Annotated in this window: 13 protein-coding genes and 3 pseudogenes; 8 read left to right on the forward strand and 8 right to left on the reverse strand. The window is 32.9% G+C overall.

Features of this window, described 5'->3' with window-relative positions; translation table 11 throughout:
- Positions 1 to 21: 21 nt before the first annotated feature.
- From AC0L5U_RS15320 to AC0L5U_RS15350, 7 genes and pseudogenes are all read left to right on the forward strand, one after another.
- The gene (locus AC0L5U_RS15320; protein ID WP_473417362.1) at positions 22 to 456 is read left to right on the forward strand and encodes a hypothetical protein; all 435 of its coding nucleotides are present in this window, start codon (positions 22 to 24) and stop codon (positions 454 to 456) included.
- 4 nt (positions 457 to 460) lie between these two features.
- On the forward strand, positions 461 to 1,069 hold the full coding sequence (locus AC0L5U_RS15325; RefSeq protein ID WP_473417363.1) for an ExbD/TolR family protein: 609 nt from the start codon (positions 461 to 463) through the stop codon (positions 1,067 to 1,069).
- Positions 1,070 to 1,102: 33 nt separating this feature from the next.
- Entirely contained in the window at positions 1,103 to 1,585 is a 483-nt protein-coding gene (locus tag AC0L5U_RS15330; RefSeq protein ID WP_473417364.1) for an ExbD/TolR family protein, read from the forward strand.
- Between the two features lie 147 nt (positions 1,586 to 1,732).
- A pseudogene (locus tag AC0L5U_RS15335) lies at positions 1,733 to 2,172 on the forward strand (LexA family protein).
- Positions 2,173 to 2,225: 53 nt separating this feature from the next.
- Positions 2,226 to 4,943, forward strand: a complete 2,718-nt coding sequence (locus AC0L5U_RS15340; protein ID WP_473417365.1) for a VCBS repeat-containing protein — start codon at positions 2,226 to 2,228, stop codon at positions 4,941 to 4,943.
- A gap of 122 nt (positions 4,944 to 5,065) precedes the next feature.
- Positions 5,066 to 5,473 carry a hypothetical protein gene (locus AC0L5U_RS15345; protein WP_473417366.1) on the forward strand — a complete coding sequence of 136 codons (408 nt, stop codon included), beginning with the start codon at positions 5,066 to 5,068 and terminating at the stop codon, positions 5,471 to 5,473.
- Positions 5,474 to 5,476: 3 nt separating this feature from the next.
- Positions 5,477 to 7,206: pseudogene (locus AC0L5U_RS15350) on the forward strand (sodium:solute symporter family protein).
- Positions 7,207 to 7,253: 47 nt separating this feature from the next.
- Here the strand turns inward: AC0L5U_RS15350 and odhB are convergent.
- The 8 genes and pseudogenes from odhB to AC0L5U_RS15390 form a co-directional block, all read right to left on the reverse strand.
- Positions 7,254 to 8,469, reverse strand: a pseudogene (odhB, locus tag AC0L5U_RS15355) (2-oxoglutarate dehydrogenase complex dihydrolipoyllysine-residue succinyltransferase).
- Between the two features lie 36 nt (positions 8,470 to 8,505).
- A complete protein-coding gene (locus tag AC0L5U_RS15360; protein ID WP_473417367.1) occupies positions 8,506 to 11,247 on the reverse strand; it encodes a 2-oxoglutarate dehydrogenase E1 component in 2,742 nt (913 codons plus the stop codon).
- A gap of 239 nt (positions 11,248 to 11,486) precedes the next feature.
- A complete protein-coding gene (locus AC0L5U_RS15365; protein ID WP_473417368.1) occupies positions 11,487 to 13,106 on the reverse strand; it encodes a G-D-S-L family lipolytic protein in 1,620 nt (539 codons plus the stop codon).
- 11 nt (positions 13,107 to 13,117) lie between these two features.
- On the reverse strand, positions 13,118 to 14,215 hold the full coding sequence (locus tag AC0L5U_RS15370) for a TonB-dependent receptor domain-containing protein (RefSeq protein ID WP_473418310.1): 1,098 nt from the start codon (positions 14,213 to 14,215) through the stop codon (positions 13,118 to 13,120).
- A complete protein-coding gene (locus tag AC0L5U_RS15375) occupies positions 14,209 to 15,960 on the reverse strand; it encodes a carboxypeptidase-like regulatory domain-containing protein (RefSeq protein WP_473417369.1) in 1,752 nt (583 codons plus the stop codon). The genes AC0L5U_RS15370 and AC0L5U_RS15375 overlap by 7 nt, the downstream gene beginning before the upstream one ends.
- 193 nt (positions 15,961 to 16,153) lie before the next feature.
- On the reverse strand, positions 16,154 to 18,001 hold the full coding sequence (gene glmS, locus AC0L5U_RS15380; RefSeq protein WP_473417370.1) for a glutamine--fructose-6-phosphate transaminase (isomerizing): 1,848 nt from the start codon (positions 17,999 to 18,001) through the stop codon (positions 16,154 to 16,156).
- A 151-nt stretch (positions 18,002 to 18,152) separates the two neighbouring features.
- Positions 18,153 to 19,919 carry a DUF4270 domain-containing protein gene (locus AC0L5U_RS15385; protein WP_473417371.1) on the reverse strand — a complete coding sequence of 589 codons (1,767 nt, stop codon included), beginning with the start codon at positions 19,917 to 19,919 and terminating at the stop codon, positions 18,153 to 18,155.
- 28 nt (positions 19,920 to 19,947) lie between these two features.
- Positions 19,948 to 20,757, reverse strand: coding sequence for a glycogen/starch synthase (locus AC0L5U_RS15390; RefSeq protein ID WP_473417372.1), 810 nt, complete (start codon positions 20,755 to 20,757; stop codon positions 19,948 to 19,950).
- A gap of 109 nt (positions 20,758 to 20,866) precedes the next feature.
- Between AC0L5U_RS15390 and panC the strand changes: the two genes are divergently transcribed.
- A complete protein-coding gene (panC, locus tag AC0L5U_RS15395) occupies positions 20,867 to 21,718 on the forward strand; it encodes a pantoate--beta-alanine ligase (protein ID WP_473417373.1) in 852 nt (283 codons plus the stop codon).
- Positions 21,719 to 21,729 lie beyond the last annotated feature (11 nt).

Below are 21,729 nucleotides of genomic sequence, written 5' to 3' on the forward strand. Positions count from 1 at the left end.
TAATCTAAAATTGTAACTATTATGAAAAAAATATTAAGCATAGTATTAGCAATAGTTGGAATACTTTCCATAGTATTTCTGGCTATGATAATATCAGCAGGAGATGAGGCTGTTAAACAAGGAGATGCGAGTGGCTCTGTAGATACTTTTATGTACATAGGTTACTTAATATTAGCCCTTACTTTAGCTTTTGTTGTTATATTCAGTTTGAAGAATATATTTACTAATCCAGACACGCTAAAAAGCACGCTTAAAGCTGTTGGTTTGTTTGTTTTATTAGCAGCAATTTGCTATTTTGGATTAGCAAATGGTGTAGAAACACAATTGAAAGATGGTGGAACATTATCTGCAGGCGGATCACAATTGTTAGGAGCGGGACTCTATTTATTCTATGCACTTGTATTAGTAGCAGGAGGATCAATGTTGTTTTTCGGAATTAAAAAAATGATTAAATAATATTATGGCAAAAAGATCAGCACCAGAAGTAAATGCAGGCTCTATGGCCGATATTGCCTTCTTGTTATTGATATTTTTCTTAGTGACTACAACCATTGAGAAAGATTCGGGGATTAACCGAAAGTTACCCCCAATGGAAGATAATACCGAGCCGCCTATTATAAAACAAAAGAATATTTTTACTGTTTTAATTAATAAGCATGACCAATTACTCGTTGAAGACGAGTCTATGGAAATCAAAGATTTAAGAAAAGCAGCTGTAGAATTTTTAGATAATAATGGTGATGGTTCTTGTTCATTCTGTAAAGGAGCTAAGGATCCAAAATCATCTGATAATCCAGATAAGGCAATTATTTCATTGAAGAATGACCGTGAGACGTCTTATGCAGCCTATATTTCTGTTCAAAATGAGTTGGTTGCAGCATATAATATTTTAAGAAATAGGCGTGCTCTAGAAGTTGGAGCTTCTAAAGGTTTTCCGAAAATGGATTTTATCCAAATGGAAAATACTTATAAAGATGTTAGGTGGAACGGTAATAAAACGAAATTGAAAACACTTATAGATCAAATTAAACTAGAGATTCCACAAAAACTCTCTGAAGTAGTTGAATAAAAAACAAAATTAGAATTAAATAACTTAAAAAATATGTCTAAGTTTAAAAAGAAAGGAGATGGAGGGTTAGCACCTATTAATACGGCGTCTTTACCTGATATTGTTTTTATGTTATTATTCTTTTTTATGGTGGCTACCGTAATGAGAGAAGATACACTTAAAATTAAAAATTCATTACCACTTGCAGATCAAGTTGAAAAGCTAGATAAGAAAAACCCTGTAAGTTATATTTACATGGGAAAACCTAGTGATAATTTTAAAAAGTATGGTACAGAAGCTAAAATTCAGTTAAATGATAATTTTGCTGAGGTAAGCGATGTAGCTCCTTTTATTGCTGCAGAACGAGCTGCTTTAAGAGAAGAACTTGTAAATTATTTAACTGTTTCACTTAAAGTAGATAAAGATGCAAATATGGGTATTGTAGGTGATGTAAAGCAAGAACTAAGAAAAGTTAATGCTTTAAAAATCAATTATACTACCGGTACTGGTGATGCCATTTCTAACATGACGAAATAAAATCTTATTAGTATAAATAATATTCTAATGAATATTGCAAAAGTCGAGAATTGTATTCTCGACTTTTTTATGCGATATAAATTCTTAAACTAGGTATATAGTATTAATATTTATTAACTTTATACAGAACTATTTTCTAAAACAAAAATGCTACTACATAAATCTCAAAATCTTACCTTCTTTAACACAAAGGCCTTAGATAATTCAGGAGCTCCTTTTTTAACATAGGTATATCAGCTGGGTTCCCTTCGCCTGCTGATGATTTTAAAGAAGAACGGTTATCATTAGATAAAGAACTTATAAAAAATAAAGAAGCTACATTTTTTGCTCGTGTAAGCGGACAATCTATGATTGGTGCAGGACTTGATGATGATGACTTATTAGTGATAGATAGAAGTTTAGAACCAGCACATAATAAGATAGCCGTATGTTTTTTAGATGGTGAGTTTACTGTGAAGCGTTTAAAAGTTCAAGAGGATGGTATTTGGTTGCAACCAGAAAACTCCAATTATTTACCTATAAAAATCACAGAAGAAAATAACTTCGTTATTTGGGGACTTGTTACCAATGTGATTAAAAAGGTATAAAAGTTCTACAAATATTTTTGTTGATTCATGAATTTAAGACTCTGCTTTTTTTATTGGTTTTAACACTTTTCTTAGGGTGTAAAGAAAATCTGAATAGTCCTTTTTATGTAGATGAATCTGGAGTGATTTTTACCAATATTCCTTCATCTTATTCTAATATCAATTTCAAGAATTCTATTACCGAAAACCAAGACCTTAACTTTTTTAACTATACGTATGTGTATAACGGTGGAGGTGTAGCTGTTGGGGATATAAATAATGATGGCTTTGAGGATGTTTATTTTACATCCAATCAAGATTCAAACAAATTATATTTAAATAAAGGTGGTTTTGTATTTGAAGATATCACAACAACAGCCGGAGTAACCGATGAAAAAGGTTGGAGTACCGGGGTAACTATGGTTGATATAAATAATGATGGATGGTTAGATATTTATGTATGTAAATCTGGGAGTTTAAACAATATGGTTTTTCGCAGAAATCTACTTTTTATCAATCAAAAAAACAATACATTTAAAGAGGAAGCCAAAAAGTATGGTGTAACAGGCGGTTATTCATTTTCAACACAATCTTATTTTTTTGATTATGATAAAGATGGAGATTTAGACATGTATCTTGTTAATCATCGACCAGATTTTAATAGTCAAATTTCAATAGATTTAAGCTTAAATAAACCATTAACTTTAGAGTATTCAGATGCACTTTTTCGAAATGATAATGGACGCTATCATGATATTACAAGGCAGTCTGGTGTAGCAAATAACGCATGGGGACTAAGTGCTTCAATTGGTGATTTTAATAATGATGGTTGGCAAGATATTTATGTCGCTAACGATTTTTACGAACCAGATTTCCTGTATATCAATAATCAAGATGGCACATTTAAAGAATCGTGTAAAGATTATTTTAAGCACATTCCAACCAACAGTATGGGAAGTGATTTTGCTGATATAAACAATGATTTATTACCAGATTTAATAGTCTTGGATATGATGGCTGCAGATAGAAAGCGAGGAAAGGAAAACATGGCATCTATGAGTACCGATAACTTTAACTTGATGGTTAATAACGGTTATCACTATCAATATATGTCTAACATGTTACAGTTGAATAACGGGAGTGGTGCGTATAGCGAAATAGGACAATTGGCTGGTATTGCAAAAACAGATTGGAGTTGGGCACCTTTAGTTGTAGATTTTGATAATGATGGCTTTAACGATCTTTTTGTAACTAATGGTATAGAAAGAGATTTAACCAATCAGGATTTTAAGCATAAAATTGCTGACGATATTATGAATAATAAAAAGTTTAGTCTAGATGAAGCGCTTAATATGGTGCCTTCAACAAAACTGAATAATTATATGTTTTTGAATAATGGGGATTTTACATTTAAAGATGTGAGTTCTAACTATGGATTTGATACTAAAATAAATTCTAACGGTGCTGCGTATGCAGATTTTGATAATGATGGAGATTTAGATTTAGTGTTAAATAATCAATCAGATATGGCATCTTTATATCGTAATAATTCAGAAGAGAATAATTATATAAAATTATCATTTAAGGGATCTAAAGCAAACACAAAAGGGATTGGCGCGCAAGCCATAATTTATACTAAGAATACAAAGCAAATAAAAGAAGTAAACCCCAGTAGAGGTTATCAATCTTCAGTAAGTTATAATTTGAATTTTGGTTTAGGAAAAGAAGAAATTGCAGACAGTATTCGTGTTATTTGGGATGATGGTAAAACAGAATTATTGACTGATGTTGAAGCTAATCAAAACTTAGAACTGTCTTATACCAATGCAAAAGATAAAACCATTTTAAAACAGGAATTCGCTTCAAGGTTTAAAACCATTAACTCTGGAGATTTAGGTATTCAGTATAAACACCAATCAGTTGATTTTAATGATTATGATTTACAATTGTTACTGCCACAAAAACAATCTACTATCGATAATGCTTTAGCAGTAGTTGATGTAAATAATGATGGGTTAGACGATATTTTTGTAGGTAACACAAGCGGTTATTCTGCAGAATTATATATTCAAAATAAAGAAGGGAAATTTTATTTGGGTAACAATTCAATATTTAAAAAAGATAAAAAGTTTAACGATAATAATGCGCTATTTTTTGATGTAGATAATGATGAAGATTTAGATTTATACGTTGCTTCTGGGAATTATACTGAAAAGGAAAACAGCAGTTCATTACAAGATAGATTATATATAAATGATGGTAAAGGAAACTTTTCCAGAGGAAGAATGCCCAAAATAAATAGTATCACAAAAGCAATAGCTGTAAATGATTTTGATAATGATGGTGACTTAGATGTATTTGTAGGCGGGCGTGTTATTTCTGGTAAATATCCGAATGCTCCAAAATCATATATATTAGAGAATAAAAATGGAACTTTAGTTGATATTACACGAAAAGTAGCTAAGGATATCGGAAATATAGGGTTGGTAAATGACGCCCTTTTTTCGGATTATGATAAAGATGGAGATAACGATTTAATGCTTGTAGGCGAGTGGATGACACTAACTATTTTCAACAATGAAAATGGGATATTTTCTAAAGTTGAATTAGAAACTGATAAAATTATAGGATGGTTTCAAACCATAAGAAATATCGATTTTGATGGCGATGGCGATGATGATTATTTCTTAGGTAATTTAGGAAAGAATAATAAATTTCATCCAAAAGAAAAAAACCACTTCATATTTATGCCAATTATTTTGATGCTAATAGCAGTTATGATATTGCATTAAGTAAAGAATCGGAAGGAGATTTATTCCCAGTTCGCGGTAAAGAATGTTCATCAGAACAAACACCTTTTTTAAAGGAAAAGTTTAAAACATACAAAGATTTTGCATCTTCTAATCTATTTGATGTGTATGGGCAAGAAAAAATAGATAATGCATTGCATCTTAAAGCAACTAGTTTTTCTTCGTATTTTATTGAAAACAAAAATGGTACTTTGGAATTTAAAGAATTACCAAATGTAGCGCAATTTGGACCAATTTTAGATTTTGAATTTCTAGATTTAAATAACGATACTAAATTAGAAGTATTGGGAGTAGGAGCGATGTATGATGCCGAAGTAGAAACAATTCGTTATGATGCTTCTAGAGGTTTCATTTTATCTTTAGATAAGAACAAAACAAACGAATTTACAGTTTTTGATAATAATTTTGCAAATAAAGAAACGAAGTCCATGGAACAAATTATTATAAATGGAGCACCTCATTTAGTGATATTTAATGCAAATGATGAACTTACCTTTCTTAAAATTAACTAAACTATGGTAAACCTTTCGGGATTAGATCTTGGTATCATCATCGCTTTTTTTGTAATTACTTTATGTATCGGTGTTTGGGTGTCTAAACAAGCAGGAAAAAATAGTGCTGAATTCTTTTTGTCTGGACGAAATATGCCTTGGTGGTTACTGGGAGTTTCAATGGTTGCGACAACTTTTGCTGCAGACACACCGGGTTTAGTAACCGAATTAGTTAGAAAAGACGGTGTTTCAGGTAACTGGGTTTGGTGGGCTTTTTACTTACTGGAATGCTAACTGTTTTTTTCTATGCAAAACTTTGGCGAAAATCTGGAATTTCTACTGATTTAGAATTTTATGAGTTGCGGTATTCGGGGAAATCAGCTAGTTTTTTAAGAGGTTTTAGAGCTGTTTATTTAGGCGTTATTTTTAATGTAATTACAATGGCAGGTGTTTGTTTGGCAGGTGCTAAAATTGCCAATATACTCTTAGGTCTACCACAAGATGAAGCGCTTATATATTCATCGATAATAGTTGTGATTTATTCATCTTTGGGTGGATTAAAAGGTGTATTAATTACAGATTTCATCCAGTTTATAATTGCTATGGTGGGTTCTATTTGGGCTACTATTTATATTGTAAACCTTCCAGAGATTGGAGGTATGCAAAACCTGCTTGCTCATGAAAATGTTATGGGTAAGTTAGATATTCTTCCGGATTTTTCAAATTCTGAAGTATTAATTACGTTGTTTATTATTCCGTTTGCAGTACAATGGTGGAGTACATGGTATCCCGGAGCAGAACCGGGAGGAGGTGGTTATATTGCGCAACGTATGTTGGCTGCTAAAGACGAAAAAAATGCAACTTGGGCAACTCTATTTTTTAATTTTGCACATTATGCATTACGACCTTGGCCATGGATAATAGTAGGGTTGGCATCGTTAATCATTTTTCCATCGTTAGAAAGTATTAATACGGCATTTCCTAATTTGAATGAAGATATGCAAGGACATGATGTAGCTTATGCAGCTATGATGACGTATTTGCCAGCAGGACTAATTGGAATAGTGCTAACATCCTTAATAGCTGCTTTTATGAGCACAATTTCCACACAATTAAACTGGGGAAGCTCGTATGTTGTAAATGATTTATACGGGAGATTTATAAACAAAGAAGCATCCGAAAAACAAAAAGTTTTAGTAGGTAGAATTTCTACTGTGTTGTTAATGCTTTGTGCTGCTTTATTTTCATTTTATATAAAATCTGCAAAAGATGTTTTTGATTTATTGTTACAGATAGGTGCAGGAACTGGGTTACTATTTATCATGCGCTGGTTTTGGAATAGAATTAATCCGTATAGCGAAATTGCAGCCATGATAATTTCCTTTATTACAGCTATTATTTTCTTTGTGAATGGGAAGTTAGATACACCATGGTTTGAAATTCCTGGTTATTGGCAATTAATTATTGGTGTTGTAATTACCACTATAGGGTGGGTTTTAGTGACGCTATTGACTTCTGAAACAGATAAAAACACTATCGATAAATTTGAAAAACTCGTTTACGGTAACGATAGTAAGTTTAAGAATTTTGGCTATAAAATATTAGCGTTTTTCTTAGGGGTTGTTGGGACATATAGTTTCTTATTTGCTACCGGATATTTTATATATGGCAAAATACAATCAGCAGTTCTATTATCTACTTTATCTATTGCTTGTGCTTTATTTTTAGTAAAGAATTGGAAAAAGATTATATAAAAAATGCGAAACATTTGTTTCGCATTTTTTTAACTGAGTTTTACTAATTAAAGCTCTAAAGCTTTTTTAACTTCATTATCCATTAATATTTCAACTGGATTTTCTAGTGCTTCTTTAACTGCTACAAGGAAACCTACACTTTCTTTTCCGTCAATAATTCTATGGTCATAAGATAATGCTACGTACATTATGGGTCTTACTTCAACCTTACCATCAATAGCAACAGGACGCTCAACAATATTGTGCATACCTAAAATACCACTTTGTGGTGGATTGATAATTGGTGTTGACAACATACTTCCAAATACACCTCCGTTAGTAATTGTAAATGTACCGCCAGTCATCTCATCAACAGTAATTTGACCATCCCTTGCACGAAGTGCTAATCGTTTTACTTCAGATTCTACACCTCTAAAACTTAAGTTTTCTGCATTTCTAATAACAGGAACCATTAATCCTTTTGGTCCTGAAACAGCGATGCTTATATCACAAAAATCATAAGTTAGCATTTCTTTGCCATCAATCATGGAATTAACTGCAGGATACATTTTTAATGCTCTTACAATTGCAAGCGTAAAGAAACTCCATAAACCCTAAACTAACACCATGTTTTGCTTTAAAAGTCTCTTTATACTCTTTTCTAAGCGCGAAAATTGGAGACATATCAACCTCATTAAATGTGGTTAACATAGCTGTAGTATTTTTAGCTTCAACTAAACGTTCTGCTACTTTACGACGTAGCATAGACATTTTACTTCTAGAAGTACCACGACTTCCTCCAGTAGGTGTTCCCATAGAAGGAACTGCATTAACAGCATCTTCTTTGGTTACTCTACCATTTTTACCAGTTCCAGAAATAGATGCAGCATCAATACCTTTTTCAGAAAGAATCTTTTTTGCTGCAGGACTAGCACTTTCCGTAGCATAGGTTTTCGATTCTGATGTCTTTTGTGCAGGAGCAGCTTCAGTTTTTGGAGCTTCCTCTTTTTTATCATCTTTAGACGTATCACCACCCTCTGGTTTTTTTGCACTTGTATCTATAAGACAAACAACGGCACCAACATTTACAGCATCCCCTTCTTCAGCTTTTAATGTTATTGTACCACTTGCTTCGGCAGGTAATTCTAAAGTTGCTTTATCACTATCTACTTCTGCAATCGCTTGGTCTTTTTCAACATAATCTCCATCTTCAACTAACCAAGAAGCAATTTCCACTTCTGTAATAGATTCTCCTGGTGATGGTACTTTCATTTCTAAAATCATGTGTAAATAATTTTAATTGTATTTTATATTTATTTTTTATTGAATATCAAAAACTGCATTTATAACACGTTGTTGTCTTCTCTTGTCTCTTGTGCTAGATCCAGGTGCTGGAACTGAACTGAATGGTCTTGAGTTTACATCAAGTTTTACAAGTCTTAAACGTTGCAACATGTAACTCCATGCGCCCATGTTTTCTGGTTCTTCTTGTGCCCAAACATAATTTTCTACATTTTTGTAACGATTAATTATAGTTTGAATTTTCTTTAGATGTAGCGGGAATAATTGTTCTATTCTTACTAAAGCAACATCGTTTTTACCTAGTTTTTCTCTTTCAGCTAGTAAATCATAATAAAATTTACCTGTACAGAATACTAGTTTTTTTACGTTTTCTGGGTTTATTGTATCATCTATAACTTCTTCAAAAGTACCATTTGCCAATTCACTAATTGACGATACTGCTTTTGGATGACGCAATAAACTCTTTGGTGTGAACACTATAAGAGGTTTTCTGTAAGTTCGTTTCATTTGTCGTCTTAACAAATGATACATGTTGGCAGGTGTTGTACAATCTGCAACAATCATATTATCATTGCCACACAGTTGTAAATAACGCTCTATTCTGGCTGATGAATGCTCAGATCCTTGCCCTTCATAACCATGAGGTAATAAGACAACAATGCCATTTTGAGCTTTCCATTTGTCTTCTGCAGCAGATAAATACTGATCGAAAATAATTTGTGCACCATTACTAAAATCCCCAAATTGAGCTTCCCAAATGGTTAAAGTATTAGGGTTTGCCATTGCATAACCATAATCGAAACCAAGTACACCGTATTCAGATAAAAATGAATTATAAATATCCATATTACCTTTATTCTCTGGGTTGGTATTTAATAAGTTAACACGTTCTTCTGAAATAATATCTCGGAGAATTGCATGACGGTGGCTAAAAGTACCACGTTCAACATCCTGACCAGAAATACGAACATTATAGCCTTCTTCAAGTAAACTTCCATATGCTAACGTTTCTGCCATTCCCCAATCAAGATTGTCGGTTTCAAAAACCATTTTTGCACGACCTTGTAAAATACGTTCTGCTTTTCTCAAAAACTTAACGCCATTAGGTACTGTTGAAACAACTTTAGATATATTTTTTAATTTGTCTTCTGAATAAGTAGTGTCCTCATTCTTTAACATTGCATCTACACCTTGACGTTCAAAACCATGCCAGCGTTCCTGCATAAATTCACGAACTTTAGAAGAGTCAGCTTCTTTAGATTTCTCGTACTCATCTTCTAATCTACCCTTAAATTCAGCAACAATACCTTCAGAGTAAGATTTATCAATAGTATTTTCAGAAATTAATCTATCTGAGTATATTTTGAATGGATTGGGATGTTTAGAAATATTCTTATATAAATTAGGCTGTGTAAAACGAGGTTCGTCCCCTTCATTATGACCGTATTTACGATAGCCTAATAAATCGATATAAACATCTTTTTTAAATCGCATTCTGTATGCAAGTGCTAATTCTACAGCATGCACAACAGCTTCAGCATCATCAGCATTAACATGTAATACTGGAGATAAAGTTACTTTTGCAACATCTGTACAATAGGTGCTAGATCGCGCATCAAGATAATTTGTTGTAAAACCTATTTGATTATTTACTACAATATGAATGGTCCCACCGGTTTTATACCCATTTAGTTGACTCATCTGAGCAACTTCATAAACAATACCTTGACCAGCTACTGCTGCATCACCATGTACTAAAATAGGTAGTATTTTAGAATCGTCTCCTTCATAATCAGCATCAATCTTTGCTCGTGTAATACCTTCGGCAACTGGTCCAACGGTTTCTAAGTGTGATGGATTAGGTACTAAATTCATCTTGATAGACTTACCGTTTTGGTATGTTTTATCAAGAGTTAAGCCTAGATGATATTTTACATCACCATCAATATTTTCATCTTCAAAATCTTTACCGTCAAACTCACTAAATAGTTCTCGTAACGGTTTTCTAAATATGTTTACTAACGTACTTAAACGTCCACGATGCGCCATTCCTAAAACACATTCTTTAACGCCGTATTTTTCAACGGCATTATAAAGTGTATTACTAATAGCTGGTATTAAAGATTCGCCACCTTCTAAAGAAAATCGTTTTTGACCAACATATTTTGTCTGTAAAAAATTTTCAAAAGTTACAGCTTGATTTAATTTTGAAAGGATATATTTTTTTGTTTCAGCAGAATAATTTGGATGATTATCATTTACATTCAGTTTATCTTGCCACCATTTGATTACATCAGGATTACGAAGATACATGTACTCAACACCAATAGAATCACAATAGATACTATTCAAATGTTTGATGATTTCGCGTAAAGTCTTAGGGCCTATCCCTAAAACTTCTGCTGCATTAAATACGGTGTCTAAATCGCTATCTGATAATCCGAAATTTTCTATCTCAAGCGTAGGTTTATATGTTCTTCTATCTCTAACAGGATTAGTTTTGGTAAATAAGTGCCCACGACTTCTATAGCCATCGATTAATCTTGCTACTTGAAACTCTTTTTGAATGTGTTCAGGTATTTGAGTGGTAACACCTTCTACTATTTCTCCATCGAGCCCGTAATTTTCAGTCCCAAAGTCATAGCCTTGAAAAAAGGCTCTCCAACTAGGTTCTACACTATCAGGGTTTTCTAAATATTGCTCGTATAAATCGGCAAAATAAGTGGTATGTGCGGCGTTTAAAAAGGAAAATTTATCCATTCTTGTTTTAATGCTATCTCTTCATAAAAAAATATGCGATAAAAATACAACTTTTACTAAAATTAGGTATGTCTTTAAAGAGATTTGTAACAAGAATGAATCCTTTTAATGAAACTCATTAAATAACAGTTAATTTTTTATCAATTTAACTATAAAATTTGATTTCTATAAAGGAATAAAAAAACACCTTCAAAATTTTGAAGGCGTTTTTAAATGTATAATTATATTTTTTACACTTACTATAGTGTAGGAGAATAGTTGGTTGGGAAATCATTTGCTTTAGCTACATTTCCTGAGGCTACAAAATTTGAACCGAATTTTTTATCAATAGCTTCCAAAAATTTATTTGCCATATAAGCATATCCTCTAGCATTTAAATGAATTCCATCTAAGCTAACAGTTCCTCCTGTAACTAAATCGGTATTTAAATTAAATCCATCAAAATTAATTCCCATTGTTGATGCTTCAGTAAGAATAGCGTTTAAATCAACTAAAGCTACATTGTCATCTGAATTTGCTATCGTCTCTATAGTTGTGTTATAGGCATCTGTTGCCATTCTGATTTCGTTTAACTCGCTAGGTATTAATACCCATTTATCAGATAAAGGTAATGTAACACCTTCTGTAGAAAATTGAGCAGCAAGAGTTGGAGATAATCCAGATAGCATTAATTGATTCGCAAAAGCAGTATTAACGGTACCAATAATAGCACTACTTGGTAACACCAATAAATCATTTTCGTTAGCTTGTCTTGCTTGTCCATACAAATTACCAAATAATCCAGCCACAGTTTGAACCACTATTGGGTTGCTTCCATCTAACCCAAACTGAGATAAGAAAACCGGGAAGCTAGGGCTGTTTGCCAAAGCACCTGAAATCTGTGCTGAAATATTTGGTAAACTTTCATCATTAATAACAACTGGGCTTGCCGCGGTTTCAGAAAAAACTATTACACGGTTTGGGTCTATAGCTTGGAATATTGGATTTATTGCACCAAAAACAGTATTTAAAAGCGGGATAAGTGGTCCAAAATCAGGATTAGCAGGACTTAAAGGTGCAAATGGTACAGTAGTAAAATGAGGTAAATCTGTAATATATGGTACGTTGGTAACAACTCCTTTGGCTCCTGTTGCTGTTAGTGTTGTGACTATAGCTGCAAAGGATTGATCAAATCCAACTCCAGGCATACCAGCTGATGGTGTAATTTGATTGCTTCCATCACCTCCTGATGTGGCATAACCCAATACATCATTACCCCCCATTTCAGATAAAGTAAAAAACGTAGGGTTTTTTGCAACAGCATCAGATAAAATACTTGCGGTAGGAGCAGATGCTATTCTAGCATAGTATGGATTAGCAGCTGCATAACCAGGTGCTAAAATATGCCAACTTTTTGCTCCTGGAATTCCAAAATTATTAAAGTCGCTTCCTACACTAACACCTGCTTCAGTTTTTATCGGTGCTACAGGAGCACCTAATCCAGTTAAAAAAGCATCTAAAGGTTGAGGTGTACCAGTATTACTGTTAAAAGTGAGTCTGTAACCGCTAGCAATATTTCCACCAACTAAAATACCTCCAGTATTATCATCCATTAGAGGTTGTTTGAAAGTACCACCACCCACTTTAGAAAATTGCTTGGCTAGTGTATTAGGAAATGAATTTTCTTGGCTAGCTATAAATAAACCACCATCTGTAAAGCCAGCTGTGAATGATGCTCCTACTGCTACATAGTTTGAAAAATCTGCTGTACCTGATGTTAGTTCTGGAAGTACAACTTCCTCTGGAATTGGGCTTTCAGTTTCTTCGCATGATATAAAACCAATTAAAAGCGTGAACAACCATATATATTTAAATTTCATAGTTTTTAATTTTATAAGTTATTGATAGTCCAGGATGCATAATATTGAGAACCAATTAAGCCAGTACCAGCAGCTGTAAAATACTCATCTCCCATAAGGTTTGTAGCACCAACCTTGAAAGAAGATTTAAGACTAGGTAATCTAAAATTGATTTGAGCGTCTAATACATGATAAGCTGGCACATCAGCAGTAAGGAAAGTAGCTTCCCAGACATAATTGTCACTCCATCTCCATGCTACGTTGAATCCAACATTTTTAAATAAGTTTGTTTTTCCAAAAGTGGCTTTAAATTTATGTTCTGGAGTATTAAAATTAGTTTGGAAATCAGAGTTTGCCTCACGATCAAAATCTAGTTTAGTATAGGTATAATTCATACCTAAATCAAAACCATCTAATATTTTTGTACTAACACCTAAAGAGCCACCGTAAGAATTTACATTTTCGGTTGTGTTTGTATTTGCGCGATATGCTTGGCGGTCTCCATTAGCTAAAGCAATTATTGCAAGTGGTGTAGGGTTACCATTTACTGGCGTTGTCTGCGTTAATTGTACATCACCATAAAAAGGACTAATAACATCAACTGAAGTAATGAAATCTTTATATTGATTTAAATAAGCACTAAAATCGATAATTACTTTTTCTACTTTACCACGGTAACCAACTTCAATAGATGTTACTTGTTCAGGTTTAACAAACCCAGGATTTGCTATTTGTAAATCAGCAGGGTTTCTTGACTCAGCAAAGGCTGTAGCAGAACTTCTAGTAAAAGAATTATTAAAAGCGCCAGAGCCATCATAGGTATAGCTGTTAGTACCTAGTATTGCTTGTCCAGTCGGAGATAAATCACTTCCGCTGGCTGTTCTAATGTCTCTTTGCGGATTGTTTTCAGCACCACCAAGTAAAATTATTGGACCTACATTAAATCCAATATATAATGCTTGCGTATCAGGATTTCTAAATCCTGTTTGGAATGATGCTCTTAAATTATGATTACCTTCTTCTCCTAAGTTATAACCCAATGATAATCTTGGAGAGAAAAACGCATCAAATAATTCAGATTTATCATAACGTACAGAAGCAGTTAACTTTAATCGGTCATCTTCTAAAATTTCTTTTGAAGTTGAGTGTAAAAACCAACTTCAGAATAAGGAATTGGACTTAATTTATCTGTATAAATAGCTCCAAAAGAGTTTAGTTCATATTCTCTATAAGAACCACCAACTTGAATTTCGGCAAAATCAATTAAATGACTAAAATTATAATTTGCATCAGAATGGAATAATTTAGATTGGTCTTTAAGTTGACTACCTGTAAGTACATCAGGATCATTGGTTACTTCATTAAATGCATTTTGAAATTCAGGAGTACCAGGTTCAAATCTTCCAGTATCCGCTACTGCTCTAGCTGAAGCATGTGCTTGATCTGCATTTAAACCTGCTAAAGTCCCTTGAATAAAAGCACCAGTATATTCTCCAAACCAAGTCGGATCATCTTTCCATTTTCTGTTTATATTAAGACCAGTAAACACCATGTCGTATGAGTTTCCTGCGTCTTCGCGTGTAATGTAGCTTCTAACAAAGAAATTGTCATTTTTGATTTCAATTTTATGTTGCTGCAAAAAGAAATCTTTTATTTGGTACCTATTAGAGCCTTGATAAATAGTAGCACCAGAACCAATTTTACCAACATATTGTATTTCAAAGTCGTTTCCCCAAGGACGGAAGTAAAGTCCCCAATCTGCTTTTATACTTTTAGCATCATAATCAGTTAAGTCAGATTCATCATAACCAGTTCTACTAACATCTACTGATGGTACTAAGTTTGCAAGAGCTGGATTTGGTAGACGTCCTAATCCTGCAAGAATTTGAGCAACGTCTGCTATATTGTTCGAAGCTAAATCTCCATAAACATTTACACCGTCATAGTCAATATCATTTTCTCTGGTACTATTTGGTTTCACTATAGAACTGCTTCTGTCTTTTCCACGAGTATCATTTGCTGCCCAATCTGTACCTTGTAAATAGCTGAAATTGATTTTTGCGGCAAACTTGTCACTAAATTTATGAGCGGCTCTAATACCATAATCTTTATAAAAATTATTGCCTGCAGCTTCTTGGGAAGTAACACCTCCTTTGTAATATCCGCTAATTCCTTCATGATCAAAAGGGTTTTTACTACGCATAAATAAGATACCATTAAAGGCATTGGCGCCATAAAGTGCAGATGCTGCTCCTGGTAAAAGTTCTATACTTTGCACATCAGTTTCTACCATTCCTAATAAATTTCCTAAGGGAAAGTTAAGTAATGGTGCGGCATTGTCCATACCATCTACCAATTGCATAAAACGCGTATTGGCAAATGTTGCAAACCCTCTGGTGTTAATTGATTTAAACGTTAAACTGTTCGTGTTGATGTCTACACCTTTTAGGTTTTCTAGGGCATCGTAAAACTCGGCTGATGCTGAATTTTTGATTTCTTTTAAACCGAAACGTTCAATAGTAACGGGTGATTCAAAAATTCGTTCAGGTGTTCTAGAAGCTGAAATGACAACCTCGTCAAGAGATGTGCCTTCATTCAAAATAAGATTGAACTTTTGATTTTTTGAAGTTACCTGTTCAGTTGCAGTTTCAAAACCTACACTACTTGCTTGTATAGTAAAAGGTGGGTTTTGATTTGTTGTTAACGCGAAACCTCCATCAAAATCGGTTACAGTTCCTGTGGAAGTGCCAACAATAATAATATTTGCTCCTGGGATAGGTTGACCATTGTCATCGGTCACAGTTCCTGTAATTGTAGTTTGGGCATAAATTGAACCACAAAACAACAATAAAATACATTTAAGAATTGTTTTCATCTATTATTAATTAGTTTAATTATAGGGGTATACTATTTGATTATGTGATAAAAATATAAAAAAATTATGCACGCATAGTATATTTTGCTAAAAAAGTGTAATTAAAATTGAATTTTTAGTAAATAAACACCTAAAAAATAGAGATAAGTAAAATATAAAGGGATTAAATTTTAATTTAATCCCTTTTGGAGTTTTATTCTACTGTAACAGATTTTGCAAGATTTCGTGGTTGATCCACATTCTTGTCAAGCATCACGGCAATGTGATATGATAATAATTGTAAAGGAATTGTTGTTAATAAGGGCGAAAGTGCTTCTATGGTGTCAGGAACTTCTATAACATGATCTGCTAATTTTCTAACAATTGTGTCTCCTTCTGTAATTACAGCAATAATTTTCCCTTTTCGAGACTTTATTTCCTGGATATTGCTGACTACTTTATCATAATGTTCTGCTTTTGTTGCAATAACAACAATTGGCATATTTTCATCTATAAGCGCGATTGGACCGTGCTTCATTTCAGCAGCAGGATAACCTTCTGCATGGATATATGAAATCTCTTTAAGTTTTAATGCACCTTCTAATGCTACTGGAAAATTATAACCTCTTCCTAAGTATAAGAAGTTGCTCGCATCTTTATAGATGTCTGAAACAACTTTAATGTGTTCATCATGCTGCAAAGCTTTTTCTACTTTAGCAGGAATAAGTTCCATTTCTAATAAGTAGTTACGGAAGTCTGAACTTGAAATAGTGCCTTTAGCACGTGCTAAACGGAGTGCAATCAATGACAATACAGTAATTTGAGTAGTGAATGCTTTTGTTGAAGCAACACCAATTTCAGGGCCAGCATGAGTGTAAGCTCCAGCATCACTTTCTCTAGCAATTGACGAGCCTACAACATTACAAACACCAAATACAAATGCTCCTTTAGATTTTGCCATTTTTATAGCTGCTAAAGTATCAGCTGTTTCACCTGATTGGGAGATTGCTATTAAAACGTCATTTTCAGTAATTACAGGATTTCTATATCTAAATTCTGAAGCGTATTCAACTTCAACAGGTATTCTTGCTAAGTCTTCAAAAATATACTCAGCTACTAGCCCTGCATGCCATGACGTGCCACAAGCAACAATAATAATTCTATTAGCATTTAAGAATTTTTTCATATTATCCTCAATACCAGCCATTTTTATAATAGCTTCATCTCTTAAAAGACGACCTCTATAAGTATCAGTTATTGCTTTTGGTTGTTCATGAATTTCTTTGAGCATGAAATGGTCATAGCCACCTTTTTCAATTTGCTCAATATTCAATTGTAATTCTTGAATATATGGGTCAACTAAAGAGTCATCTTTAATCTTTCTAACTTTAATGCCTTTATGGAATCTAATGATTGCCATTTCTTCGTCCTCTAAATAAATAGCATTTTTTGTGTATTCAATGAAAGGAGAAGCATCACTAGCAATAAAAAATTCTTCATCTCCGATACCAACAGCAAGTGGACTACCCAAACGGGCAACTACAACTTCTTCTGGTTTATTTTTATCGAAAACCGCAATGGCATAAGCGCCAACCACCTGGTTTAAAGCTATTTGAACTGCTTTGCCTAGTTTTACACCTTCTTTGGTTTTTACATCTTCAATAAGGTTGATTAATACTTCTGTATCAGTATCAGATTGAAATGTATAGCCTCTTTTAATTAACTCTTGTTTAATAGAATCGTAGTTTTCTATAATTCCGTTATGAATTATTACTAATTCACCAGAATTTGAAACATGAGGATGTGAATTTACATCGTTAGGAACACCGTGGGTTGCCCAACGTGTATGACCTATACCTAAATTTCCAGTTTGGGTAATTTGGGTTTCAGCACAAGTTTCGAGATCAGAAACTTTTCCTTTTGTTTTTGCAACTTTTAAATCTGTACCATCGAATAATGCAATTCCAGCACTATCATACCCACGATATTCTAGTCTTTTAAGTCCTTCAATTACAATAGGGTAAGCGTCTCTGTGTCCAATATATCCAACAATTCCACACATAATTTTTTATTTTGATTTTGGGGTTATTATAATTCTGGCAAATATGTGAAATAAATTTTTAATGAATGGTAAATATTATATAAACGTCTTGATTTAAACGATAAAGTTCCATTTTATTAGAAATCAAATCTGCTAAAATTCTAAATATAAACTACTGGCTCTCTCTAGGTTCAGTAAAAAAGAGTTCTAATTTCATTCTTTTTTGATCCTTATTGGCATCAACATTGTTGCCATATAAAATTGTTCCTCTAGGTACTATTAAAGTTGTTGAGGGAACTCCAGTTACATCATCATTGCCACTATTTAATAGATTAGTATTAATGTTTAAGCTAACATTATTAGTGAGCACTAAGCCTAATTTAGGATTATCTGCATCTCTAATGAGTATATTATTTAAATGGTCTGTAAGTCTTAATTTGTATTTTGAATCACCATTATCATCTGTTTTTCTAACCCCTAAGGTAAAAGTTCGAGATATTAGCGGACTGGTTGTACTTGCAGTAGGATCAGAAGCGTAATCTAAAATGGGTGAGTTATTCTCTAAATCGTATATAAAGAGTCTGTCATAATTATGATAAACTTCTTTGTTAGGGTCTTCCTCATTATAAAGGTTCTCATCTTCATAAACTACCAATATGGCCTCGTTTATTAAGCGTTTAAGTTGGTATTGACCATTAATTGGCTCTAAAACATTACCATTATCATCTGTTTTTCTGAAGGTTTTTTTGAAACAATTCAACGGTGTTGTGTTAATAATTATAGGGTTTCCGTTTTGGTCAATGCCACAATTACAGTCTACCATATCACCAGAAAACAATTCAATTACTGCCATTGAGCCTTCAGTACCTTTTAAGTATAATTTTCCATCGCCATTTGTTTCGTCAGGAACTGTTGGAAGCACGTCATAATCATTAATAAATGTGTTTAATCTGTTTCCATTAAAGCTTAAGGTGTAAGTTTCGTTTACTCTATCATCTGCTGTTTCACCCTTCTTAGAGTAATTTATAACGATATTAGCCTCATTTGCTAACAAGTTTAAAAGCACCATGCTTCCTTTTTGTTTTTCAGCTTCTGCCTTTATATAGAGTCCTCTAAAATGATTTCTGAAATTATTGGCATTACTTAATGTAGGGTTGCCTTGTTCATCAATAATTAAAGTTTTCCAGAAAGCTTTATTAGTTTCACCTACAGCTAAGTTTAATACAATGGCAGGTGTATTATAAGTTGTAACTGTATCATCACCTGTTCCATTTTTCGTAGACCTTGGTTCGCTACTTATGGTAAAGATTGAGTCTTGTATAAATGTGTGACCTATCTTCTCATCAAAATTAATTGTTGCACTTTCGGTAACTGCGAAATTATCAGTAGTATTGATAGTACCGTCGGCTTTAGAAAAATAATTTTGAGCAGATCCGTCAGGACTATCAGGATTAAATTCTCTTAAGAAATAAGTATTCTGATGGATAGATAATTTTATAGGGCTAATTTTATCAGGGTTATTATCTTCAACAAAAAGTGAATCCAGCCTGTAAATGGGTTTTTCTCCATCAACTCCAGTTTGAGTACTAAAATAAGGTATGGTTAAAATTACAGATTCTATTTTTACTTCCTCTCCAAAATCTATATTTGAGAAACTAGAAGGTAGAATTTGAGTAATAATACTAGCTGTAGTTGTGCCATAATCAGGATCGTTATGGAATCCTAATAAGTTAGCACCAGTACCATTTATTTGTTGTGCTTTTAAGTTTTTGTTGTAAACAAGAATTGGGATTACATCTTTGGAAGCATCAAAATTAAAGTTGTCTTCTCCAAGAACATCACTTTCAATAGAACTATAATCTTTATCACAAGCTATGAAAACTTGCAATAAAAGTAATAATGTACAGGCGTATTTAAGGGCGTTAAATGTATTCTTCATAAAATAAATAGGATGATTGAGAGGGCACTTAACTTAAAACTTCAGTATTAAAAAACTGAGTGTAGGCTTCACCAAATTCATCTTTACTTTTATATTCTAAAACGGGTTTTTCAGAATCTTTAATATAATTTTCTAAATTTTCGGGTAATTCTTGAGAGCCAATTATTAAAGCATCAGAATAATCTACAGCGATTTTCATTAAATTATTGTATGTAGGTTCTTCTAATGATTTAATAGCTTCTCCATTTATATTGTCAAATTTAATCTTATTGACCATATCTTTGTTTAACGTATTGTTAAAACTTTGATTGTATACAGAAGTAACTATTTTACTTTCGTTAAATAAAGGTTCATCTTTGTAATATTCCTTTAAGTATAAAGGTAATAATGCGGCTAACCATCCATGAACATGAATAATATCTGGAGCCCAATTTAATTTCTTAACTGTTTCAATAACCCCTTTTGCAAAAAAGATAGCACGTTCGTCATTATCAGAAAAAAGCTCGCCATTTTCATCAGACAATGTTGCTTTTCTTTTAAAATACTCGTCATTATCAATAAAGTAAACTTGAATTCTTTCTTTAGGTATTGAAGCTACTTTAATAATTAATGGCATATCTAAATCATTAATTACTAAATTGATACCCGATAATCTAATTACCTCATGCAATTGATGCCTTCTTTCATTAATATTGCCATACCGAGGCATAAAAATACGTATTTGACCTCCTTGTTGGTTGACCAATCTAGGAGCTTCAAATGACATTGAAGAAATTTCGGTTTCAGGTAAATAAGGCACTACTTCAGATGATACATACAATATCCTCTTATCTTTCATATATAGTTTGCTTTTGAAGATTCAAAAATAAAAACACGCAAAAGTACAAAATTTTATGCAAAGTCCCCGTAAAATCTTAAGTTTGCACCCGTTAAATTTTTATTAAAACGTGGTCATTTACACAGAAAAAAATAAGATTAGTAATGCAATTGATGGATTAAAATCTCAAAATTTATCTATTGGGATGGTGCCAACTATGGGAGCATTGCACCAAGGTCATTTACAATTGGTAATAAAAGCGCTTGAGGATAACGATGTGGTTGTGGTAAGTATTTTTGTTAACCCCACCCAATTTGATAATAAAGATGATTTAAAGAAATATCCCAGAACTTTAGAGGATGATGTTGCTTTGTTGAAAACAGTTAGTAAGGATGCTATAATAGTATATGCGCCTACAGTTGATGATATTTATGAAGGAAATACCGTTTCTGAAACATTTAGTTTTGATGGCTTAGAGTTTGAAATGGAAGGCAGATTTAGACACGGGCATTTTGATGGTGTAGGCACAATTGTGAAACGCTTTTTTGAAATTGTTAAACCTCACAATGCTTATTTTGGCGAAAAGGATTTTCAGCAATTACAAATCATTAAAAAATTAGTTGAAAAATATCATATTCCAGTAAAAGTAGTTGGATGTAAAATACATAGAGAGGCCAATGGTTTAGCCATGAGTTCTCGAAATACCAGATTAAAACCTGAGTACAAACAGGCAGCACCTTTTATCTATAAAACATTAAAAACTGCCAAAGCATATTTTGGCACAAAAAGTGCTAATAAAGTTACGGAATGGGTTGAGAATCAGTTTAAAAATCATGATTTGTTAGAATTAGAATATTTCATAATTTCTGATATTGAGACCTTAAAACCAGTAAAACGCAAATCAAACAAAAAAACATACAGAGCTTTTATAGCGGTGTATGCTGGCGATATAAGACTAATTGATAATATCGCATTAAATTAATTATCTTTGCA

It is taken from the genome of Jejuia sp. G7-7 (assembly GCF_055808955.1).

Excerpts from the sequence above, each read along its gene's own strand:
- AC0L5U_RS15320 (WP_473417362.1), top strand. The coding sequence starts at position 22 with ATGAAAAAAATATTAAGCATAGTATTAGCAATAGTTGGAATACTTTCC.
- AC0L5U_RS15325 (WP_473417363.1), top strand. The coding sequence starts at position 461 with ATGGCAAAAAGATCAGCACCAGAAGTAAATGCAGGCTCTATGGCCGAT.
- AC0L5U_RS15330 (WP_473417364.1), top strand. The coding sequence starts at position 1,103 with ATGTCTAAGTTTAAAAAGAAAGGAGATGGAGGGTTAGCACCTATTAAT.
- AC0L5U_RS15360 (WP_473417367.1), bottom strand. The coding sequence starts at position 11,247 with ATGGATAAATTTTCCTTTTTAAACGCCGCACATACCACTTATTTTGCC.
- AC0L5U_RS15365 (WP_473417368.1), bottom strand. The coding sequence starts at position 13,106 with ATGAAATTTAAATATATATGGTTGTTCACGCTTTTAATTGGTTTTATA.
- AC0L5U_RS15375 (WP_473417369.1), bottom strand. The coding sequence starts at position 15,960 with ATGAAAACAATTCTTAAATGTATTTTATTGTTGTTTTGTGGTTCAATT.
- glmS (WP_473417370.1), bottom strand. The coding sequence starts at position 18,001 with ATGTGTGGAATTGTTGGATATATTGGACACAGAGACGCTTACCCTATT.
- AC0L5U_RS15385 (WP_473417371.1), bottom strand. The coding sequence starts at position 19,919 with ATGAAGAATACATTTAACGCCCTTAAATACGCCTGTACATTATTACTT.
- AC0L5U_RS15390 (WP_473417372.1), bottom strand. The coding sequence starts at position 20,757 with ATGAAAGATAAGAGGATATTGTATGTATCATCTGAAGTAGTGCCTTAT.